Origin of the sequence: Paenibacillus sp. Root444D2, assembly GCF_001426375.1 — a bacterium.
GTDB lineage: Bacteria > Bacillota > Bacilli > Paenibacillales > NBRC-103111 > Paenibacillus_E.
In genome coordinates, this window is sequence record NZ_LMEO01000034.1 from 272,791 (window position 1) to 295,590 (window position 22,800).

Genomic DNA, 22,800 nt, shown 5'->3' on the forward strand with positions numbered 1-22,800 from the left:
GACATTGCTTAGGAGTATATGATTAAATGGTCAATAATCTAAATATCAATTAAAGCGATGACGAACATGGGCTATGCCCGAAGTAGGAGAAATGCCGCTGCTGCAGAGAGTCGGTGTAGGGTGCAAACCGATGCAAGTATGGCTCCGAATTACAGTTCTGAGTTGGTTAAGGGAACATGCTCGTTAGGGCATCAGTAGCTTTTACCCGGCATTCATTTGTCGTTATGTATCTAAGTGAAAGAGAAATTTGCGAATGAGAGCGCGAACCCTTCTCTTTAATTAGGGTGGTACCGCGAGACAACCTTCTCGTCCCTTTGTGGACGCGCAGGTTGTCTTTTTTGTATTTAACATGATGAGGAGGATAATACGATGTTGATATGGGATCAGCTTACCGAAATACAGCAGCAGGAAGTGGAACGTCAATTGCTTATCATTGGGCGGGGTGCTGCCGAAATCGTACCTGAGGAAGCACTCAAGCAAAAGATCATGCACGCTGTGGTTACAGGAAAGCCGTTAAGAGTAAAGCTTGGCTTAGATCCATCTGCACCCGATATTCATATTGGTCACACTGTTGTTTTGCAGAAGCTGCGTCAATTTCAAGATTTGGGACACGAGGTTCAACTCATTATCGGAGATTTCACAGGACGCATCGGGGATCCTACCGGAAAGTCAGAGACGCGCAAACAGCTGTCAGAGGAAGATGTTAAGCACAATGCGCAAACGTATCAGACGCAATTGTCCAAAATATTAGATTTGACCAAGACCACTTTTTACTACAATTCATCTTGGCTTGGAGCGCTTAGATTCGAAGATGTGCTGAAGCTAGCAGGTAAAGTAACGGTTGCGCGCATGCTGGAGCGGGACGATTTTGCCAAAAGATACGCGGCTAATCAGCCGATTCATGTTCATGAGTTTTTCTATCCTTTGATGCAGGGCTATGACTCGGTTTCTCTTGAAAGTGATATTGAGCTAGGCGGAACGGATCAAACCTTCAATATTTTGATGGGCCGAACGCTCCAAAGTGCTTATGAGATTAAAGATGGTCAGGTAGCGATTCTGATGCCGCTGCTCGAAGGCTTGGACGGTGTTCAAAAAATGAGCAAAAGTTTACGGAATTACATTGGTATCGATGAGCTTCCTAACGAAATTTTCGGCAAAACGATGTCGATTCCGGATTCGCTCATGACCAAATACTACGAGTTAACAACGACCATCTCAAATGAATCCCTGCATGATCTCAAACGAGGGCTAGAAGCAGGTGCCATCCATCCGAGAGATGCCAAGATGAAGCTGGCTAAGGAATATGTGCAAATGTATCATGGTACGCAGGCAGCAGAAGAAGCTGAACAGCATTTTATAACCGTGTTCCAAAAGCGAGCTTTGCCCGAAGACATCGAAGAAATGACTCTAAGTATCAGCCAGCTGGAAGAAGGCCAAATCTCCATCATTAAGCTTCTCGTTTTACTAGAACTGCAAGCTTCCAACGGGGAAGCAAGACGCAGTGTGGAACAAGGGGCAGTGAAGATCAATGAACAGAAGATCACCCATATTCATGAACAAATAACCCCAAAGGATGGGGATATTATTCAGGTGGGGAAACGGAAGTTTGTTAAAATTAAGTTGATTTAAGCAGGACAGAAAGGGCTCCTTGATAGCAGCATTCTGCTCCAAGAAGCCCTCACTCTTTCTACGATCAAAAAGTACCTATAGCCATTCTTTTTTACGAAATAATACATACATGCCTATGCCCAATGCACCCATGAATGCCAACACAATTTCATCGCCATGAGCCACATGAAGCCCGAGAATGTTATCAAAATTCATTCCGAACACGCCGGTAATGAATGTCAAAGGCATGAAAATCGTCGATGTTGCTGTGAAAACGCGCATGATTTCATTCGCGCGGTTAGCGACGCTAGACTGATAGGCTTCTCGTAAGTTGCCCATGAGATCGCGCAGCGTATCAAACGTATCCACGATCTTTACGGCATTTTCATAAATGTCTCCGAAATATTTTTGCAGCTGATGGTCAATCAGTCTAAGCTCTTTCTTGCCAAGTGTTCCAATGACATCTCGCTGAGGAACCAGCACTTTTTTGAGCCATAGAATCTCTGATCGAAGACCGATAATTTCATTCAAATGCGACTTCTTCGTTGCCACCAGGATGTCTTCTTCCAGCTTTTCAATCTTGGCCTCGATACGGTCACCGACCGCCACATAATTATCGACGACAAGATCGACCAGATGGTATAGGAAACGATCGGCGCTGTTTACTTCCTCTTCCCAGAGAAAAGGTTTCAAAGCTCGAAGTTCATTGATTTTTTGTCTAGTAACGGTAATAATGACATGTTTGCTTAGAAATAGATTAAGTGCGCGAAGGAAAATTTCTTCATCATCAAATCGAATACTATTAATAACAATAAAATAATGGGAATCGTAGAACTCAATTTTGGGACGTTGTTCCTCTTCGCTTAAGCAATCCTCCACGGCCAAATCATGGAGATGGAACAAAGGTTGAAGGATCTCTAAGTCCTCTACCCCTGCATCAATCCAATAAAAGCCTCTTTCTGGAGGTGTTAGGGCGACAGTCACGTCATCAACCAACGTAAAAATGCCATTCTGAACCCACCGTGTTTTCATCTGATCCACCCCTTTGAATGGAATCAGCCGGTTAGTTCATCATTTAGAGCAAGGCTCCGGATGAAGGAATAACCGACTGCATTCCTACACTATTAAATTGTTTAAGATCCTTGCAGGTTCTACTCCTCGGTTCTCCGTCCAAACGTATGCCCTCCTTTTTCGTCCGTGTCGAATACTTGTCTAGTATAACCCTTCATATATCACGTTTCAAGCCATAAAAGTTTGCAGAAACTGGTAAAGTGTTGTTAAGATAAAGTATGGGAATAACGGTCAGTCGGTGTCAAAAAAATAGCCGCCATGACTCACATGGCGGCATTTAAAATTTTATTTTTAATTTCTTTGTAAATCTCAATTAATTCAGGATCACCGCGCTGCAGCAATTCTTCTTCACTGTTTGCACCGTAGATACGGCATAACAGGGCCGCAGCATCCTCTGCTTGCTGAATGGTTGGTTTTGTGGTTTCAATCAGAGTGAAAAATCGGTTTAATGAAGCAAAAGCGGAAAAGTTATCGATCGTTTGGGTTGACATAGGTGACCTCTTTTCATGAGATATGATTTATTAGTAGAGTGTTGTTATATATATTAGTGTTTTAATATCATATAACCCGTTTTTTAGATGGCTTAAACATTATTATTTGAGACATTTTGTATCAACCGTATCCTAAGGGGACAAACCGCTGCAAATTCTTTGCCCTAATTTCGCTTGACAAGTGTTTCACGCCTTGACTTTGGATGAATTTATAGTATGATAATTTTAATCGCATACGTTACATTTTCTTATCAAGAGTAGGTGGAGGGACTAGCCCTATGACACCCGGCAACCGACAAACCTTTGCAAGCAAAGGGACGCACGGTGCTAATTCTTGCGGAAACGCTGTTTAAAGCGAATCTGGGAGATAAGAGAAGGACATTGACTTTGATTTTCCTTGGCCTTTCTCTGATTCCAGAGAAGGTCATTTTTGCATTTATTACCCATTTTCACCCATTTAAAACTAATGAAGAGGAGTGAACAGGATGCCGATCAAGATTCCTGACAACCTGCCTGCCAAAGAAATTTTAAACCAAGAGAACATCTTCACCATGGACGAATCCGTCGCGTATCACCAGGATATACGTCCACTTCGAATTGCTCTATTGAATCTGATGCCAACAAAAGAAACGACGGAGACGCAGCTGCTGCGCTTAATCGGGAATACGCCATTGCAGGTGGAATTCGTGCTTCTGCATCCGAAAACTCATACTTCTAAGAACACTTCCGTCGAGCACTTGGAAATGTTTTATAAAACATTTGACGATATTAAAGATGAAAAGCTGGATGGCATGATTATCACGGGTGCTCCTGTCGAACAGATGGAATTCGAAGATGTGAATTACTGGGAGGAATTGACGCAAATCCTGAATTGGAGCAAGCACAACGTCACTTCTACCTTGCATATTTGCTGGGCCGCTCAAGCTGGCTTATATCACCATTTCGGTGTGCGAAAGTTTGCGCTCGAGAATAAGATGTTCGGCGTATTTCCTCATACGGTCCAGGTACCGAATACCAAGCTGCTGCGCGGCTTTGATGAAGTCTTTCATGTACCGCAATCGCGTCATACGGATATTCGTCGTGAAGACATTGAACAATGTCCGGATTTGGAGATTTTATCGGAATCTGAGGAGTCCGGTGTTTATATCGCCGCAACGAGAGATGGGAAGCATATTTTCGTAACAGGACATTCGGAATATGATGCTTGTTCATTAAAATGGGAGTACGATCGGGATGTGAGTAAAGGGCTTTCAATTGATATCCCCAAAAATTATTACCCGAATAACGACCCGAGTAGACTGCCATATAACACTTGGAGAGCGCACGCGAATCTTCTATTTTCCAATTGGTTGAACTACTACGTATATCAAGAAACACCATTTGAACTGAATGCTAACATCAACGAAAGCTTGGCAAGCTCGCAATTGTAATTCGAACCCATACCCCTGAGGAGGAACTCCCTTTGTTGAAAATCGAAAGTCGTCTCGCCCAAATTGGCTCTATTGAAGAACCCGTTACTGGAGCTATCAGCTTCCCAGTCTACCAAGCTACTGCGTTCCGTCATCCGAAGCTTGGGCAAAGTACAGGATTCGACTATGCACGTACGAAAAGCCCGACACGCAAGGTGCTCGAAGATGCAATTGCTCAGCTGGAGTCAGGAGATGCGGGCTTTGCTTGTTCCTCAGGAATGGCTGCGTTGCAGACTATTTTTGCTTATTTCAGTCAAGGAGATCATCTGATTGTTTCCTTGGATTTATATGGCGGTACCTACCGTCTGCTTGAGAAAATCATGTCGCGCTTTGGTGTGACCGCTACGTATGTTGACACGAATGATTTAGATGGATTGGAAGCGGCTTATCAATCAAATACCAAAGGGCTTGTCATTGAGACACCGACGAATCCGCTGATGATGATTACAGACCTTGAGCTTGTATGTACATGGGCTCGTAAAAAGGGCATCGTATCAATTGTCGATAACACCTTGTTAACACCGTATCTGCAACGTCCTATTGAGCTTGGTGCTGATATCGTCATTCATAGCGCCACCAAGTACCTCGGCGGTCATAATGACGTGCTCGCTGGACTCATCGTGACCAAGGGCAAAGAGCTCTCCGAGCAGATGGCTTTCCTGCACAACTCCATTGGTGCCGTGCTTGGACCGCAAGACAGCTGGCTACTTATGAGGGGAATGAAGACGCTTGCGCTGCGCATGGAGCGTCATGAGCAGAATGCAACCGCAATCGCTAAGTTCTTATTGGAACACCCGCTCATCGGTGAAGTTTACTACCCAGCACTTGAAACGCACCCTGGTTATGCGATTCAGAACAAGCAGTCGAGTGGAAACACAGGTATTTTCTCCTTTAAAGTAACGGATGCGAGACTGATAGAACCGATTCTTCGTCATATCGAGCTCATTGCTTTCGCCGAAAGCTTAGGCGGTGTCGAATCACTTATGACCTATCCGGCTATACAAACACATGCGGATATTCCGCTTGAAATTCGTCAGCAAATCGGTGTAGATGACCGTCTTTTACGCTTCTCTGTGGGCATAGAGCATATTGATGATCTGATTGCGGATCTTTCGAATGCTCTCAGTAAGGCGCAAGCCGAATTGGAAGGAGATTCGCTATCATGAGCCATCCACAAGATAATAAACGTAAGCCACATGGCAAATTTGCAACGAAACTCATTCATTTCGGTGGAGAGATTGATGAAGCAACAGGGGCATCCAGTGTGCCTCTGTATCAAGCCTCAACCTTTCATCAAGCCGACTTAGAAGTCTCACCGGAGTATGACTATACCCGTTCCGGCAATCCAACCCGTCAAGCTTTGGAAGACTATATTGCATTAGTCGAAGGCGGTACACGCGGATTTGCCTTTGCCTCGGGTATGGCAGCTATTTCATCAGCCTTCATGCTGTTATCGCAGGGTGATCATGTCATTTGTACCGAAGATGTTTATGGTGGCACTTATCGCCTGCTGACAACGATTATGAATCGTATGGGCGTTGAGTCGACATTCGTTGATATGACTGATATCGCTCAAGTACGTGCAGCACTGCGATCTAACACAAGAGCCGTATTTATCGAGACACCTTCGAATCCGACACTCCGAATTACAGACATCGCCGAAGTCGCTGCTTTTGCTAAAGAGCATGATTTGCTTACGATGCTGGATAATACGTTCATGACCCCTTACCATCAGCGGCCAATCGAGCTGGGTATTGATATTGTGCTGCATAGCGCAACGAAGTTCCTGGGCGGACACAGTGACGTTCTGGCTGGGCTGGCTGTAGTTGCTAACGACAGTCTAGGGCGCAGAATGAAACAAATTCAAAATGGCATGGGGAACGTACTAGGCATTCAAGATTCTTGGCTGTTGATCCGTGGGATGAAAACCTTGCAGGCTCGTATGGAAATGTCCGAAACTAGTGCCCGTAGACTGGCAAATTGGCTTTCAGAGCAGCCTGATATTGATGTTGTTTACTACCCGGGACTTCCGAACCACCCTCGTAGAGACGTTCATGAAAAGCAGTCTTTAGGCTATGGAGCGGTTGTTTCGTTCGATGTTGGTTCCGGAGAGAAAGCGAAAAAGCTATTAAGCAAAGTGCGTATTCCTCTCGTTGCAGTAAGCCTGGGCGCAGTGGAGAGCATCTTGTCCTATCCGGCTATGATGTCGCATGCCTCGATGCCGAAGGAAGTTCGCTTACAGCGCGGCATTACGGACGGTCTTGTGCGGTATTCGGTAGGCCTTGAAGATATCGAAGACATTATTGAAGATTTGGAACAAGCCCTCCGCGGTTAGACCTCCATGAATTCGAAAAATAGTCATATTTGAAATGGAATACGCCTTGGTAAAAGCAGCATATTGCTGCTTTTTTGGTATGAATATGGTACGATGAGTGGATACAAGCCTTCAGAAAGTAAAGGAGTGAGTAGCCTATGAAACCGATTGATCGCATTTTAAATAAAGCACAGTCAGGCGGACGAATTGATGTAGAGGAATGCATTACGCTGTTCGAGTCCGATCAAATAGAAAAGATTGGCGACACCGCCAACCAGATTATGAAGAAATGGCATCCCGATCCCATAACGACATTCGTCATTGGGCGGAATATTAATTATACGAATATTTGTGATGTTTATTGCAGATTTTGCGCATTTTACCGTCCACCCGGTTCATCAGAAGGTTACGTATTGCCGGATGAAACCATTTTCCAGAAGATCCAAGAGACTCTGGATGTAGATGGAACCGAAATCCTCATGCAGGGCGGCACGAATCCGAATCTTCCATTCAGCTATTACACGAATATCCTTCGAGAAATTAAGAAGCGTTTTGATATTACGATGCATTCTTTCTCGCCAGCTGAAATTATGAAAATGAAAGATGTTTCAGATGGTTTATCTTTAGAGGAAGTCGTTCGTCAATTGCACGAAGCAGGACTCGATTCTTTGCCGGGTGGCGGAGCAGAAATTCTGGATGATCGCACTAGACGCAAAATTAGTAAGCTAAAAGGGTCATGGCGTGATTGGATGGACGTTATGCAAACCGCTCACAAAATTGGTATGCATACAACGGGTACTATGGTTATTGGTTTTGGCGAATCTATGGAAGAGCGCGCGCTTCATATGCTGCGCATCCGGGATGCGCAAGATGATGTTCTGTTCCAGAAGCTCAATACACCAGGCTTCCTAGCTTTTATTCCGTGGACATTCCAACCGGATAATACGAATATGAAGGCAGAGAAAGTAACGCCTGAGGAGTATTTGAAGACGTTGGCGATTAGCCGAATTATGCTCGACAACATTCCTAACTTCCAATCGTCATGGGTGACGATGGGACCTGAAGTGGGCAAACAAACGCTGAGCTACGGCTGCAACGACTTTGGAAGTACGATGATTGAGGAGAACGTAGTCTCCGCGGCGGGTACAACCCACAAGGTCAACGTTAACTCCACGCTGCGAATCATTCGCGAAGCAGGTAAAATTCCAGCTCAACGGAATACGAAATACCAAACATTGCGTGTGTTTGATGATGAGTCGCTTGTTATTGATAAAGATTTCGTGATGCAAAACTAATAATAATTTGGAGAGCAGCTGCGGCTGCTCTCTTTTCGTTTTAAATGCACATGCATTTACTTGGACAAGTTATGAAAAAATTAATGTTATTTTCATGTTTGTTTCTGAAAAAGGAGTATAATCGAGGTAGTTCACAATTTAGACAAAAATGATAGGAGTGATTCTTGTGAAACTATTCAAAAATTTTCTTCAAGGATTTTTTTATGCTTTTGTCTCAATTGGTGCACTTCCGTTCTTGCTTGTAAAGAGTATTTTTGAATCATACTTAGGATAATGGCAGAAGGCGATTAAGATGTCGTAATGCAAAACTAGCTAATAAATACAAAAAAATGCCTCCAACTTGGATGCGTTTTTTTTTTTTTTTTACTTGCGAGATTGTAATATATTCACTCAAGATTTGACGAAAAATAGATGATTGGAAATGGCAAATTGTTCGTTGTATATCTGATTCCTATCGACCATATACTCTTAGGAGGAGGACGTATTGATGAAGGGAGTTAGCCTATGGAACTGTTTGCCATTGTTGTAATGAATGCCGATGAGGCCTATGTACGTTCGCTAAGCGCTCAGATAGAACGTGAGCTGCAGCTTTTACATATCGCTGAAAGTGGAGTAACTGCCCCATTTGATCTACATGAAACACATGCGTACATTCGAATAGAAGTGAGGATGAATGAAAGAGAAATATCTTCTGTTCACAAAGAACTAAGAGAAGGACTGGCTGTCGTTTTGGCTGATCATATCATCGCAGAGAAGGAATCGCTTATCTTGCGTGATTTGATTGTTAAAGAATTTAAATATGAAGCCATAGATGATTTGGAAGCCATTGAAGGGTACTGCAAGCAATCCATGTGTGCGGAGGCGGTCATTGAGGAATTGCCTATTTTGAATGGCAGCTCAGCAAGACAACGCCGCAAACAAATGTTATCGGAGCAGCTCGTGCAAACTCTGGAGGAAACTCCTCGGTTAAGCTTAGATGGCTTCCTTAAATTTCGCTTACAGGATTATACGGAGGAGCTGCGAGAGATAGCTGAGTATGCCATTGATGAATTCATGATGGATCGCCAGTATCAAGAATTTATTTCTCTGTTGCAGTACTTCGTTTATATTCAGGAAGCCAAGATCCCAGTTGCTCATCTTATACATAAAGGCGGGCATGAGTTTGTCATCCTGAATGATCAGCTTGAACTCATAGACGCGAATGAATTCGATACAACCTTTAAGCTGGAAGTACTTGAAAAAGATATTAATTTCGAGGACATGATTGTTAGCACACTCATTACGGTATCTCCGGCAAATATCTACATCCATACACGAGATCCCGAATTAACGATCATCAAGACGATTAGACAAATATTTGAAGATCGAACAACGGTTTGCTCCTATTGTCGAACTTGTGACATCTTCTTGGGCGAAGCCAAGAAACAAGATCAACTGTCCCCTTGACCTTGACCGAAGAGGCAATTATAATAGTGATCGAAGGCGTTAATATCAAAGACATGAACTTTCTGCAAGAACTGCTCAGAGAGAGGAGACTAGGCTGCAATCTCCTTCAGCTATTCAGATCGTTTACCCCTTTGTAGCCGTATTGTGGAATTCGACCTGACTTGCAGGATCGTTAGTATACAATACCGGAGTCATTCCCGTTACCGAATGCTGATGAGGATTCGCCTTACCCCTGTGGGCATGCAGCGAATCGAACTAGGGTGGAACCACGAGCTGAGCGCACTCGTCCCTTTTGGGATGCAGTGTGCTTTTTTGCGTTCAAAAAATGAAACAAAAGCGGAGAGACTTTGAGCTACGCTCAAAGATCCCAAAGCGGAGAGACTTTGGGCTACGCCCAAAGATCCCAAAGCGGAGAGACTTTGAGCTACGCCCAAAGATCCCTATATTAGGAGGAACAAAAATGGTTGTACAAGTGAAATTACCAGATGGCGCGGTTAGAGAGTACGCAGTTGGAACGACCATTGAGCAAGTGGCGGAATCCATTTCATCCGGACTGAAGAAAAATGCGATTGGCGGCAAAGTTAACGGGAAATCTGTGGATCTGTCGTTCTCTTTGGAAAATGATGCAGACGTAGAAATTCTAACGCTCGACAGCGAAGCGGGATTAGAGATGTATCGTCACAGCACAGCGCATTTGATGGCTCAGGCGATTAAACGTATTTATGGTGAAAAAGCGGTTAAATTAGGGATTGGACCTGTCATTGAAGACGGATTTTACTATGATATCGATTTGGACACACCGCTTAATCCCGAAGATTTGGTGAAAATCGAGAAGGAAATGGAACGTATTTCCGGTGAGAACCTGGCGATTACTCGCCGCGTTGTTTCCCGTGAGGAAGCGATTCGCATTTTCACTGAAATGGAAGATCCGTTTAAGTTGGAATTGATTCGTGATCTGCCGGAAGACTCGGTACTCACGATCTATGACCAAGGTGAATTCTTTGATTTATGCCGCGGACCGCATCTGCCATCAACTGGCCGAATCAAAGCGTTCAAATTATTGAGCGTTGCTGGTGCTTACTGGCGTGGAGATGCGAAAAACAAAATGCTGCAGCGTATTTACGGCACTGCTTTCCCTAAAAAAGCGCAGCTGGATGAGCATTTGCATCTTTTGGAAGAGGCTAAGAAACGTGATCACCGTAAGCTGGGCAGAGAGCTTAAAATGTTTGCTTTTTCACGTGAGGTTGGGCAAGGGTTACCGCTTTGGTTGCCAAACGGTGCTAAATTGAGACGTACAATGGAACGTTATATTGTCGACCTGGAAGAACGTTTGGGTTACCAACACGTTTATACGCCAGTTCTCGCTAATGTTGAGTTGTACAAAACATCTGGCCACTGGGATCATTACAGCGAGGATATGTTCCCGAAAATGGTGATGGACAACGAGGAGCTTGTCCTACGTCCAATGAACTGTCCACATCACATGATGGTTTATAAAAGCGATATGCGCAGCTACCGCGATCTGCCGATTCGGATTGCTGAGCTTGGAACTATGCACCGTTATGAAATGTCAGGTGCTTTAACAGGTCTACACCGTGTTCGTGCCATGACACTGAATGATGCTCATATCTTCTGCCGTTTGGATCAAATTAAAGAAGAGTTCTCCCGCGTTGTGAACTTGATTCGTCAGGTTTATGCGGATTTCGGAATTACAGAGTACCGTTTCCGTCTTTCCTATCGGGATCCTAAGGATACAGAAAAGTATTTCCAAGATGATCAAATGTGGGAAACTTCCCAACGCATGCTGCGTGAGGTTGTTGAAGAGCTAGGACTTGATTTCTACGAGGCTGAAGGTGAAGCTGCCTTCTATGGTCCTAAACTAGACGTTCAAATCAAAACAGCGCTCAAGAAAGAAGAAACACTTTCAACAGCGCAAATTGATTTCTTGCTCCCTGAGCGCTTCCAGCTTGAATACACAGGTGAAGATGGTCAAAAGCATCGCCCAGTCGTTATTCACAGAGGGATTATTAGTACTATGGAGCGTATGACAGCCTTCTTGCTTGAGAATTTCGCTGGTGCGCTGCCAACTTGGTTAATGCCCATCCAAGCCAAAGTCATTCCGGTATCTCCGGCATTCGAAGAATTCTCGAATCTCGTGACTGAACGTCTACGAGAAGCTGGTATTCGAGTTGAGGCAGATAATCGTAATGAGAAGCTGGGATATAAGATTAGAGAAGCGCAGCTGGAGAAGATTCCTTATATGCTAGTCGTCGGTGAAAACGAAGTGAAGAGCGAGAGCTTATCGATTCGTAAACGTGGTCAAGGGGATCTAGGAACCCATCCGATTGAACAGGTGATTGGCATGATTAATGAGGAAATAAGCAAGAAGCTTTAAGACTCATAACCTATAAAAAAAGCAGAGAAGATATTCTTCTCTGCTTTTTTTGTTTTCAAATTCAGTTAATTGGGTATGTATAGGGGAGCGTGAATAGGACACCTTAAACAGTGAGTCTGCAACCGGAGGTTTAAAGGTGGTAGGTATTGGACAACCTGCAATAGTAGGGGAGGTATTAAAAAATAGTAATGTTAACCAATTTTTTGACTCAGTCTAAATGGTTTAGTGCGTCGATCATCGTTGTTCTGATGGCACTTTTCGGACAAGAGACGACGGGCAAAAGTGACCAAAGCTACACGACGGCAAACTCCGTCACCCATATACAAGATCAGCAGCAAAAGGTTATTCCGGCTAAAACGGCACCTGCTTCACTGCCGGTTGCGCAAGAAAACCTGCAACAAATCAATTATCGTTATGTTCCAAAGTTAGACTCAGATTTGTCCAAGCTCAAGGCAGTCGAAGTGATAGCCACCGGTTATTTTGCAGGGAAGGAATCAACAGGGAAAAATCCGGATCATCCTGAGTACGGGATCACGTATTCAGGTATTAAGGTAAAGCGGGATGATAAATCTTTATCAACGATCGCAGCAGACACGAACGTTTTTCCGCTTGGAACTGTCTTGTTTATTCCCGGTTATGGCTATGGTGTTGTTGCAGATACAGGCAGCGCAATTAAAGGTAAGAAAATTGATCTGTATTTCGACACAAAGGATCAGGTTTATAAAGAATGGGGCAAGAAGACGGTTAAAGTATTTATTGTCAAAGAAGGACATGGGAAAGTGACTGAACTCATCTGGAATCAACTAAAGGATGAGATCATCGCACCTACCAAATCGCTATAACGAAAATTAGCTTTTCAATAAGCCGGACATTTCCATCATAAAATCTCCTGTTTGGGAAATCCTAATCTTACAGGAGGTGATTGAACATGGCTAAGAACAAGAATAACAAGAATAGAAATTTGAGTTCGAATGTAGCTCAAGACGTAGAATTTGCTGCGGAAACATCAGCAACCAACAAACAGCAACAAACGAATACTCAAAACCAAAACAAATAATGAAATATCAATAAGCTTAAAGTGTTGGAAGAACAGAGATCTGAAAAGGTCTCTGTTTTTTATTTCTGTTTTTTATTTCTTTTCAACATCTCCTATTTTCGATATAATGTAACAAAAACTAACATTAGGTTCCTTTTGGGAGGAGTTCCATTGCTTATGCGCGCAGAAATGAAACACAAAGCTTGGTTATATGCTCTTATTCTCATTGGTATTACAGTAAGTGTAATCGAGTTATTTACTTCCTCTCGATGGTTTACGGCTGTAAGTTTGGCTGTTTTTTTGTTTATAGGTATAGTTTCTTGGCTTAGTTCCAGATCATCAAGGTCATCCAATAGCCTCGATAATAAGGGCCAACAAGAGCAATTCCGAACGTTTATACAAGAATCTCAGGTTGTAGCGGATAGATTAGCAGCTGCTGTTGAAGAAGTGAATCGGTCGATCGGACATCTTTTGCATATAGCCGATGCTTCAATTCAAGGGGAAGAGGATCTGAAGATTCGAAGTAATCAAGCCGTTGGACAGCTGCAGGAAGCATTCGCTGCGATTCAGCAGGTAGCGGCTGCAGCAGATCAAATTCTAGATTCGTCCTTACATATGCATCAAGAGAGTGAGCAAACCAAAGATACGGTAGTTGATGTATGTCGGTCACTGAATGCCACGGATGAAGTTATGAATGATCTACATATTAATAATGATACCATGCAGAAGAAGATTCAAGATTTGACAGGACATACTTCAAAAATTGAAGAGATCAATACATTTATTGCAGAAGTAGTTTCTCAAACCTCGCTGCTCGCGCTTAATGCATCCATTGAAGCGGCCAGAGCGGGTGAGCATGGACGAGGTTTTTCTGTGGTCGCACAGGAAATTAAGAAGTTGGCCACACAAAGTCACGAAGCGGTTACGAAGTCTTCCGAACTATTGGCATCTATCGAGAGCGGTGTTTCACAAGTCGTGACAGCAGTTGCTGAAGAGAAAGCATCCGTCGCTCATGGGATAGCTGAGATGAAAATAATAAAAGACAAGATCGATACGATCTTTGCGTTGATTCTGAATGTGAATAGTCTTGTATCGAGTACAACAAGCTCCACTCAAACTCAGTCCTCGCTTGTCTCAGGTACAAGAACATCCCTGGGTCAAGTTGTTGATTTGATGAATGAGACGATGTCTAGTGTGGAGATTACCTTGGATCAAATGAAAAAGCAGCGCCATGAAGTTTCGATGCTGCAGCATATCAACCAAAATCTAGATCGTTCCTCTAAGGAACTGATACAGGCGATACAAGCAGTAGGTATGCAAAATAAAGAAGGTACGATTCATGTAAATATCCAAGAAATGAAGCAAGTGCTTAGCTCACTTGTGCTAATACCTGACATAACTTCATTGCATGATACTAAGCATGCTTCCCATTTAGGCACTATTTTGCAGAAAACGGCCGGAATTGAAGCCATCTGGTCTAACCGCGCGGATGGAACCTTCATCTATTCGATGCCTGAGGCAGGGCTAGTTAATGCAAAGGGCCGAGAGTGGTGGAAGCGTGCAATGGGGGGAGAACTGTTCGTTTCTCCGGAATACGTGTCAGCTATTACCAAAAAACCATGTATCACAATGTCAAAAGCAATAATAGATGACACGGGAACCCCTGTTGGTGTTGTAGGAATCGATTTAATATTGAAATAAAGGTTCTCAAATCGACTGTTTTGGTGTAAAATAAGATTACTGTTATAAATCTTGACACGGGGAGATAGGTGAGTGGTCATGCTGAATGCTTTGCGATTGGACGGAAAACCTCAAAAAACACCAAGGAAAGCTGCAGAGGTACTTCCTTTCTTGGAAGCTTACATTGTCCGCAAGGAACAGCAGGTCCTGGATATTGAGCAGGTAGTAGAGCGCTACGAAATCAAAAGAATGAAAGAAGAGCGCGCTTATCAGACCATGTCATCATTTCGCCGCATGTTTTCTGGTAAGAAACCTGATCATCATCTTGCAGTCGAATATATCCACTATGTGAAGAAACCCATGGAGCAAGTTAGGAAGCTTAGAGCTGAAATTGCCCATGCGAGACAAATTATGAATGAATCCAAACCAGGCGATGTGATCTCAGTACCGGATGAGATTGAAGAGCTGCTTTCTTAATACAAACAAAAAAACCTTCCATTAGGAAGGTTTTTTATTGTTGTCATTGACCTTTCTTTAGTTGTTCTAAGTCCAGAAATCCATCCTCTTGGCTGTAAGCCGGAACACCGTGGATACCGACGTCTAATCCGACTAATTCCTCATCCCTACTAACTCGAAGCGGAACGATAAGTTGAATTAGCTTCATACAACCCCATGTAATAACGAATCCCCATATACAGACGGTAACAAGCCCTAAAGCTTGAACACCTAGTAGGCTGAAGCCGCCGCCATAGAATAAACCAGCGGTACCTTCCCGGATGGCGTTAGGCTGCGCGAATAATCCTACAGCGAGAGTCCCGATGCTGCCGCTGATACCATGAACTGGAAAGGCACCGACTGGATCATCAATCCGTCTAGCTTCTAGCATTTCTGTTGCATAAACCATGGCGATTCCGCAAATAGCTCCGATCAAAATGGCCGCAGCATCACTAACGAAAGCACAGCCTGCGGTAATACCAACGAGCCCTGCAAGAGCGCCGTTGATAACCATAGGGGGATCGGCTTTACGGTAACGCATCATGGTGAATAGGATGCACGTTGCGCTGCCCGCTGCTGCCGCCAGCATGGTGGTTACTGCAATGTGGCCGATCGAAGTGTTGGTGGCACTTAGTGTGCTTCCAGAGTTAAAGCCGAACCAACCGAACCAAAGGATAAATGCGCCTACTGAGGCAAGCGGCAAATTAGACGGCGGTACAATGTTAGCCGTGCCGCTAGCGGAAAATTTGCCAATCCGCGGACCAATGATCATAGCTGCGGCAAGAGCAGAGAAGCCGCCAAGTGCGTGAATGACAGCTGAACCTGCGAAATCAACCATGCCTAATTTGCCGAGCCATCCATTGACGGCCCAGACCCAGTGGCCAGCAATCGGGTAAATTAAACCAGTCATTGCGATGGTGTATAGAATGTAAGCACGGAAGTTGATGCGTTCGGCTACTGCCCCAGATACGATCGAGATCACAGCGATAACAAAAGCGCACTGGAATAGCCAATAAGTTTCATGTGAGATATTTAAAACGATATGTGTTAAATCTCCTCCCATGAAGAAGCCGGTAGTTCCAAATAGTCCGGAAACATCTTTCCCGTACATAAGAGCGAAGCCGAATAAGTAAAAAATAAGTGCTCCGAAAGAGATATCAACAAATACTTTCATGATGATACTTACCGCATTTTTTTGTCTGACGAAACCAGCCTCCAATAAAGCGAAGCCGCCTTCCATCAATAGAATCATGGCAGCTGTCAGAACCACCCATATGGTATCTAGGCCGCTAGAAAGCTGTTGGATTGCATCCATAATCTGATCTCTCCTTATGTTTGAGGAATTGTTTGCACCAATTATACGGTTCTGATGATAAGCATGTCAACGAAATGCGTAAGAATACATAACATATGACGGCTATTGTTCGTTTTTGAAATAGTTGATGTCAGTTATTCATTTATTTCTGCGAAAACTCAGTCTCTAGACCGAGGAAACCTTCAATCTCTCGTCTCTTTTCATTCATGGCAGTATCTTATAAACTAGAGGTATCTTAACGACGTTGTACACAAATGGAGGAAGAAGTATGAATCCGCATATGTTTCAAAGAATAATTTGGGGGCTTGTCCTCGTAACGGCAGGTGTCCTTTACTTACTTAACCAATTAGGGTTTATTGATATTGATCTTGCTTATATGTTTTCCACTTATTGGCCTGTCATTCTTATTTTCTACGGTCTCGTTGGATTTGTTTGGCAGCGTAGGTATCATTGGGGAGGCTCAATATGGAGTTTACTCGTGTGCTGTATGGGAACGATCTTTCTTCTGAAGAATTTAAAGCTGACTGATCGATCGGTAGGAGAGATGTTTCAGATTTTGGGACCTATTGCCTTAATCCTATTTGGATTAAATGTGATTTTTAAACCTAGCAAGAAAGAGTCACCGGATTGGCCTTCTATTAAAGAGGCGAAGGATCAAGTTAGACAGGCAAGACGTGAGGCTAGAAGATTGCAGCATCAAAAACATAGAAATCCATGGGATCAACCTAAATGGAGTGATGGAGCGCCATCGCGTACAAATGAAAAGGAGCGCGATAGTAAATCTACTTTTAATGAAGTAAAGCATGAGCTCAGCGACGAAGAAAAAGCCGTACTTAAGGATATTCATGGCGAGTTTCATGATAAGCATATGTGGGATGTGCCAGACGCGCCGGGGGAACCAAATCCAAGTAGACAACCTCAGCCGCTGCAACAGCCGCAAACGCATGCTTTTAACCATCATGGGCACAAGTACGATGATTTCGTACGTAACTTCAACTCTGGTGATGTGCTTCATCGGCATGGTTTTATCGGAGATGTGCATCTGGGACAAGAAGCTTGGGAACTGAAGCCGATTCAGATCTCACATTTCATTGGTGATTCTGTCATAGATCTTACTCGCGCAGCCATTCCTTTGGGAGAGACAACCATTCATGTTTCAGCATTTATTGGGGATGTGAAAATATTCATACCTAATGATATTGATGTTGAGGTTCGCGTAATGGCAAGTTCTTTTATCGGGGATATGAAAGTGCTTGATCGGCGTGAGAGTGGGTTTCTGCGCAGCGTGAGAACGCAGACCTCGCACTATGAAGAGGCTGACCGGAAAATAATTGTAACCACGAGCATGTTTATTGGTGACATTACAATCAAAAAGATAGGTTAAGGATGGAGCATGTACAAATTGCGAATGTTCAATATGAAGTGGCAGCTGCTGAATTACTTTCTTATCTCGAGTTTACTTACGGTATCTAGCATATATATTGTGCTTGAATATTATAAGGAGGAGCTTGTTTCTTGGCAGTTCCGAATGTGGTTCGTCATAGCCATTCTCTTGGTCTGTCTAACGGTGGGTTATGTTGCGACCAAAAGATGGCAGCGTAAAGTGGATGAGCTGCATGTGGCCATGCTCGAATTGTCCAAGGGGAATTTCTCCAGCCGGATTGAAATGGAACCCGTAGAACCATTCTTGTATTTGTATGATGCTTTTAATAACATGGCCTCTGCCGTTGAAGAGCGCATTCAGCTGCTGCAAAAATTGGGTGAGGCCGAGGCGATTCGGGATCAGGAGCTCACCGAAAATGCTGTGCTTGAGGAGAGACGCCGACTGGCGCGAGATTTGCACGATACGGTTAGTCAAGAGCTATTCGCCATTCATATGTCAGCATCCTCATTACCCAAAATTTTGGAGAGAAACCCGGATGCGGCGCCGGGCGTTATGAATCAGCTTATTCAAATGTCTCACCATGCCCAGAAGCAAATGCGCGGACTCATTTCGCAATTAAGACCCATCGAATTGGGAGATATGAGCTTACAAGAAGCCCTAGAGAAATGGTTTCCGGAATATTGCCGAAACCATGAACTGCAGGGCATGCTTGATGTTTCTCTGCATGAAACGATATCTGAAGCGATTGAACATCAATTTTTCCTCATTATACAAGAAGGTCTTGCGAACGTAGTTAAGCATGCTTCTGCCAAGCAAGTTCGCCTAGCTATATATGAAAGAGAGCATCAGTATGTACTTCAGCTGCAGGATGACGGTCAAGGCTTTGAACGTAGAGACATTCCATCGGCTTCACATGGTTTATCAACAATGAGAGAACGAGCGCAAAAGCTTGGTGGGGAAGTGGAGATAGACAGCAAGTTAGGATCTGGAACTCGAGTTAGAGTACGCATTCCGCGTTTTACGGGACAGTCGAGCTTTCTAATGAAGGAAAGAGGTGGGGAAATAAATGAGCAGTAATATTAAAGTGATGATCGTTGATGATCACGACATGGTTCGGGTGGGGCTTCGAACCTACATCTCACTAGAACCCGGTTTGGAAGTTGTAGGGGAAGCAAGCAATGGCCAGGATGCGTTCGATAAGTTAAATCAAGAACTCTCTCATCATTTGCCGGATGTCATTTTGATGGATCTAACCATGCCGGTTCTGGATGGTATAGGCGCCACCAAGTTGATTTGCGGGAAATTTCCACAGGTTAAGGTTATTATGCTGACCAGCTTCTTGGAGGAAGCGAAGGTTCTTGAAGCTGTCGAATCGGGTGCCATCAGTTATATGCTGAAGACGGTTTCCTCCGACCAATTGATTCATGCGATTCTAAGCGCTTACCGCGGTATGCCGGTTATGAACTCAGAAGTGTCCTTGGCGCTTACAAGAGGGATTAGGCAGCGTAATAGTACACCCGAGGAAGAAGGATTGACTTCGCGCGAGAGGGAAGTATTACTTTTGATTGCAGAGGGAAAAAGTAATAAAGATATTTCAGAAGAGCTTTTTATTAGTATCAAAACGGTCAAAACACACGTCAGCAACCTTCTAATGAAGTGTGAATTAGAGGATCGGACTCAGCTTGCTATCTTCGCTCACCGCAAAGGTTTGGTTTGATAATAAGGAACGTAACACACATAAAATCAAGATTTTGACACATTCTATGCGTAAGTAAAATAATATGAGCGCTTAAGGAGTGTCTGAATGAAAACAATATCATCATCATTGGAGCAGGTTCAAGAATCTTTCGACAGTGTCCGTGAGCACCTGCATGAATTCGATTTTGCTCTGGGCGGTAATTGGGATTACGATCATGGCTATTTTGACCACTACTTAGATGAAGATCATCTAGTTTGGCTGCGTATTCCTTTTCAAGTTGTGACAGGAAGGATTGATGGCGACGCCGAATCGACGGATGCGATCGTCGAAGTGGGAACTCCTTTCGTACTGAAGCATGTTTATAATGAAGGACTTAGCCAGGATGCGGAAGCTGAAACCTATGGCGCATTGATCGATCAATTCCAAACCCCGCTTGATCCCGATGCCAAAATCGAAGATAAATGGGTGAAAGAAGCAGCTGGATTGCTCCATAAAGTGGAACAAGCTTGGATACAATGAGTTAGCCCTTTTTTTACCTCCATTTTATTGTTTTTTAATATTCGTTTAAGGTTGTAGGTGCATGATAGAACTACAGAGAGCAAGACATAACCCTTCAAGAACATGCACTTATAACTTTATTAATCAAATGGAGGTAAGAACTATGGAAGACAATAAGAAAGACTATAGCGACTTCTTTAAGCCGCAGAACGACAATAGCAGTAACAATGATCGCGTTAATCGAAATGATTCTAATCATCAAGACCCGCAAGATCCACAAGATCCTAACAAAGCAAGACCTTCCTACTATTATTCGTATGGCCCTTACAAGTCGGCTTTTAACGAAGAAAACGAAGGGCATTCGCTTACAACTTCTTCTTCTGGAACTGAGGGAACCTCCAGTGTTGAAGTTACTCCGCCTAAGAACTTGCGTCCTTTCAGTTTTGGACCTGAAGCAGGCGTTCCACAAGGCTCAGGTCCTTGGGATCCAAACGCAAGAAAGCGTTCATCTGTGAAAAGCGTTTTCGCAGCTTTCATGGCAGGCGCTTTGGTCGTAGGTGCACTTATGTTCAGCGCTGATAAAATGAATTTGTTTACTGGCAATCAGCCTTTAGCTTCGGGCAGCTCCACAGCAGCTGCGACGAAGAGCGGGAGCAGTAATGGAGGCGAAGTGAAAAATGTTGGGCTGGATGTTGTTCGTCCAGGGAACATTTCAGCTATTGCACAGAATGCTGGGCCTGCAATTGTTAAGGTTGAATCTCTCGTGAAACCAAAGCAATCAAGCCGTGGCGGTAATTCCCTCTTTGATGATCCGTTCTTCCGTCAATTCTTTGGGGATAACGGCGGCGGTAATACAACGCCTAACAATAATCAGAATAATTCGGGCAATGGCGAACTGCAGCCGGCAGGTATGGGAACAGGGTTTATTTTCGAAAAAACCGGATATATTTTAACCAATGAGCACGTTGTGGACGGCGCTGATGAAATTCAAGTTACGGTAGAAGGTTATGATAAGCCATTTAAAGCTAAATTATTAGGTAACAGCTACGATTTGGATTTGGCTGTACTCAAAATCGAGGGCGATAAAGAGTTTCCAATCCTCCCACTTGGTAAAGCTGAAGATGTGAATGTTGGGGATTGGGTTGTAGCCATCGGTAATCCATACGGCTTCGACCATACGGTTACTGTAGGTGTGCTTAGTGCGAAGGAGCGTCCTATCAGCATTCCAGATGCGAAAGGAACTCGCGAGTATAAGCACTTATTGCAAACGGACGCATCCATTAACCCAGGTAACTCCGGAGGACCTTTACTGAACTTGAATGGTGAAGTTATTGGTATTAATACGGCCGTTAGTTCTCAAGCGCAAGGAATTGGTTTCGCCATTCCTACTAGCACAATTTCTTCCGTTCTTGAAAATCTTAAAAACAATGTTAAAATTCCTAAAGAACCGGTTCCTTACTTAGGTGTAGGCCTACAAGATATTGGTAAAGACTGGGTAAGTGAATTGAAGCTTTCGAACACAGACGGGGCATTAGTTGGCAGCGTTCAACGTAAAAGTCCTGCTTTCCAAGCTGGTCTGCGTCAATACGATGTCATTGTAGATGTTAACGGAGCCAAGGTGAAAAATTCGCAGGAATTGATTACCAAAGTTCAGGCAGCGAAAGTTGGCGACAAGGTCACTTTGGGACTTATTCGAGACGGCAAGCGTATGGAAGTACCTATTACAGTTGGGGATAAAAATGCGCTAGCCGAGACACCTGCCCAATAATAAAAAGAAAAATTAGAGAGATAAATGAAGGTTAGTTCGGAATAAAAGGAAGTGGAGTCCCGCGGCCGCAAGCTTGCAGGCTCTGCTTCTTTTTGCTTGGATAGCGGAATTTGTTACAATGGTTGAAAGAAGGGTGGTCCAGTCGATGAGAGAGAACATAATGGTTATTGATGATGATGAGAAAATTACATCTATGTTGAGACGAGGTTTGGCTTTTGAAGGATATTCCGTCGTCACAGCGACCAATGGTGCGGATGGCCTCAAGCAAATGTTAACATCGGAACCACATCTGGTGATCTTGGACGTCATGATGCCGCATATTGATGGCTGGGAGGTCGTTCGTCGAGTGCGTGAAAGCGGCAGCGAGGTACCGATTCTTATGCTTACAGCAAAAGATGAAGTCAGCGATCGCGTGAAAGGCTTGGATCTTGGGGCAGACGATTATTTGGTCAAGCCGTTTGCGCTTGAAGAGCTGCTCGCAAGAGTGCGTGTACTTCTTAGGAGGAGAACAGAGCGTCCAGAGCAGCAAACGAATAGATTGAGTTATGAGGATACAATTTTGGATTTGGATACACGTGAGGTGTTCCGCGGTGAGAAACTGATTGAGTTAACAACCAAGGAGTTTGATTTACTTCACTTGTTTATGCAGAATCCGAAGCGTGTCCTTTCACGGGATATTATTATGGAAAAAATATGGGGCTACGATTATAGCGGTGAATCCAATGTTCTGGAGGTTTATATCGCGCTGCTGCGCCAAAAGACCGAAGAATTTGGCCATAAACGATTGATTCAAACGGTTCGGGGGGCAGGCTACGTATTGAGAGGGGAAACTTAAT

General features: G+C 43.9%; 20 protein-coding genes, 1 riboswitch and 1 other annotated feature. Of the genes, 17 read left to right on the forward strand and 3 right to left on the reverse strand.

Annotated features, from left to right (window positions below; translation table 11 throughout):
- Nucleotides 1-48 precede the first annotated feature (48 nt).
- Nucleotides 49-317, forward strand: a binding site (T-box leader).
- 52 nt (nt 318-369) lie between these two features.
- A complete protein-coding gene (gene tyrS, locus ASD40_RS19565) occupies nt 370-1,629 on the forward strand; it encodes a tyrosine--tRNA ligase (RefSeq protein WP_442952680.1) in 1,260 nt (419 codons plus the stop codon).
- Between the two features lie 75 nt (nt 1,630-1,704).
- On the opposite strand, the gene corA is transcribed toward tyrS, so the two are convergent.
- Both corA and ASD40_RS19575 read right to left on the reverse strand, forming a co-directional pair.
- Nucleotides 1,705-2,640: a magnesium/cobalt transporter CorA gene (gene corA / locus ASD40_RS19570; protein ID WP_057304829.1), complete on the reverse strand. Its 936-nt coding sequence runs from the start codon at nt 2,638-2,640 to the stop codon at nt 1,705-1,707.
- A gap of 302 nt (nt 2,641-2,942) precedes the next feature.
- A complete protein-coding gene (locus ASD40_RS19575; RefSeq protein ID WP_057304830.1) occupies nt 2,943-3,170 on the reverse strand; it encodes a hypothetical protein in 228 nt (75 codons plus the stop codon).
- Nucleotides 3,171-3,415: 245 nt separating this feature from the next.
- Nucleotides 3,416-3,544, forward strand: a riboswitch (SAM riboswitch).
- A gap of 111 nt (nt 3,545-3,655) precedes the next feature.
- Between ASD40_RS19575 and metA the strand changes: the two genes are divergently transcribed.
- From metA to ASD40_RS19620, 10 genes are all read left to right on the forward strand, one after another.
- The gene (gene metA / locus ASD40_RS19580) at nt 3,656-4,600 is read left to right on the forward strand and encodes a homoserine O-acetyltransferase MetA (protein ID WP_057304831.1); all 945 of its coding nucleotides are present in this window, start codon (nt 3,656-3,658) and stop codon (nt 4,598-4,600) included.
- A 35-nt stretch (nt 4,601-4,635) separates the two neighbouring features.
- Nucleotides 4,636-5,805 carry an aminotransferase class I/II-fold pyridoxal phosphate-dependent enzyme gene (locus tag ASD40_RS19585; protein WP_057305108.1) on the forward strand — a complete coding sequence of 390 codons (1,170 nt, stop codon included), beginning with the start codon at nt 4,636-4,638 and terminating at the stop codon, nt 5,803-5,805.
- Complete coding sequence (locus tag ASD40_RS19590; protein WP_057304832.1) at nt 5,802-6,974, forward strand: trans-sulfuration enzyme family protein; 1,173 nt, start codon at nt 5,802-5,804, stop codon at nt 6,972-6,974. Before ASD40_RS19585 ends, ASD40_RS19590 begins: the two co-directional genes overlap by 4 nt.
- A gap of 137 nt (nt 6,975-7,111) precedes the next feature.
- Complete coding sequence (gene mqnC, locus ASD40_RS19595) at nt 7,112-8,248, forward strand: cyclic dehypoxanthinyl futalosine synthase (RefSeq protein WP_057304833.1); 1,137 nt, start codon at nt 7,112-7,114, stop codon at nt 8,246-8,248.
- Nucleotides 8,249-8,752: 504 nt separating this feature from the next.
- Nucleotides 8,753-9,694, forward strand: a complete 942-nt coding sequence (gene ytxC, locus ASD40_RS19600; RefSeq protein WP_057304834.1) for a putative sporulation protein YtxC — start codon at nt 8,753-8,755, stop codon at nt 9,692-9,694.
- A 460-nt stretch (nt 9,695-10,154) separates the two neighbouring features.
- Nucleotides 10,155-12,089, forward strand: a complete 1,935-nt coding sequence (gene thrS / locus ASD40_RS19605; RefSeq protein ID WP_057304835.1) for a threonine--tRNA ligase — start codon at nt 10,155-10,157, stop codon at nt 12,087-12,089.
- Nucleotides 12,090-12,277: 188 nt separating this feature from the next.
- Nucleotides 12,278-12,931, forward strand: a complete 654-nt coding sequence (locus tag ASD40_RS39245) for a 3D domain-containing protein (RefSeq protein WP_057304836.1) — start codon at nt 12,278-12,280, stop codon at nt 12,929-12,931.
- 86 nt (nt 12,932-13,017) lie between these two features.
- Nucleotides 13,018-13,146 (forward strand): hypothetical protein, encoded by a 129-nt coding sequence (locus ASD40_RS39125; RefSeq protein ID WP_268795912.1) that lies wholly within the window; start codon nt 13,018-13,020, stop codon nt 13,144-13,146.
- Between the two features lie 156 nt (nt 13,147-13,302).
- Nucleotides 13,303-14,826 carry a methyl-accepting chemotaxis protein gene (locus ASD40_RS19615; protein WP_057304837.1) on the forward strand — a complete coding sequence of 508 codons (1,524 nt, stop codon included), beginning with the start codon at nt 13,303-13,305 and terminating at the stop codon, nt 14,824-14,826.
- Between the two features lie 78 nt (nt 14,827-14,904).
- Complete coding sequence (locus ASD40_RS19620; RefSeq protein ID WP_057305109.1) at nt 14,905-15,282, forward strand: hypothetical protein; 378 nt, start codon at nt 14,905-14,907, stop codon at nt 15,280-15,282.
- A 43-nt stretch (nt 15,283-15,325) separates the two neighbouring features.
- Here ASD40_RS19620 and ASD40_RS19625 read toward each other — a convergent pair whose 3' ends face one another.
- Nucleotides 15,326-16,615: an ammonium transporter gene (locus tag ASD40_RS19625; RefSeq protein ID WP_057304838.1), complete on the reverse strand. Its 1,290-nt coding sequence runs from the start codon at nt 16,613-16,615 to the stop codon at nt 15,326-15,328.
- A 268-nt stretch (nt 16,616-16,883) separates the two neighbouring features.
- Between ASD40_RS19625 and liaF the strand changes: the two genes are divergently transcribed.
- The 6 genes from liaF (at nt 16,884) to ASD40_RS19655 (ending at nt 22,799) form a co-directional block, all read left to right on the forward strand.
- Entirely contained in the window at nt 16,884-17,999 is a 1,116-nt protein-coding gene (liaF, locus tag ASD40_RS19630; RefSeq protein ID WP_057304839.1) for a cell wall-active antibiotics response protein LiaF, read from the forward strand.
- A 9-nt stretch (nt 18,000-18,008) separates the two neighbouring features.
- Nucleotides 18,009-19,076 carry a HAMP domain-containing sensor histidine kinase gene (locus ASD40_RS19635; RefSeq protein ID WP_057304840.1) on the forward strand — a complete coding sequence of 356 codons (1,068 nt, stop codon included), beginning with the start codon at nt 18,009-18,011 and terminating at the stop codon, nt 19,074-19,076.
- Entirely contained in the window at nt 19,066-19,716 is a 651-nt protein-coding gene (locus ASD40_RS19640; protein ID WP_057304841.1) for a response regulator transcription factor, read from the forward strand. The genes ASD40_RS19635 and ASD40_RS19640 overlap by 11 nt, the downstream gene beginning before the upstream one ends.
- An 87-nt stretch (nt 19,717-19,803) precedes the next feature.
- Nucleotides 19,804-20,217: a YugN family protein gene (locus ASD40_RS19645; RefSeq protein WP_057304842.1), complete on the forward strand. Its 414-nt coding sequence runs from the start codon at nt 19,804-19,806 to the stop codon at nt 20,215-20,217.
- A gap of 142 nt (nt 20,218-20,359) precedes the next feature.
- Nucleotides 20,360-21,964, forward strand: coding sequence for a S1C family serine protease (locus ASD40_RS19650; RefSeq protein ID WP_057304843.1), 1,605 nt, complete (start codon nt 20,360-20,362; stop codon nt 21,962-21,964).
- 145 nt (nt 21,965-22,109) lie between these two features.
- Nucleotides 22,110-22,799, forward strand: a complete 690-nt coding sequence (locus ASD40_RS19655; RefSeq protein ID WP_057304844.1) for a response regulator transcription factor — start codon at nt 22,110-22,112, stop codon at nt 22,797-22,799.
- Nucleotide 22,800: the final 1 nt, after the last annotated feature.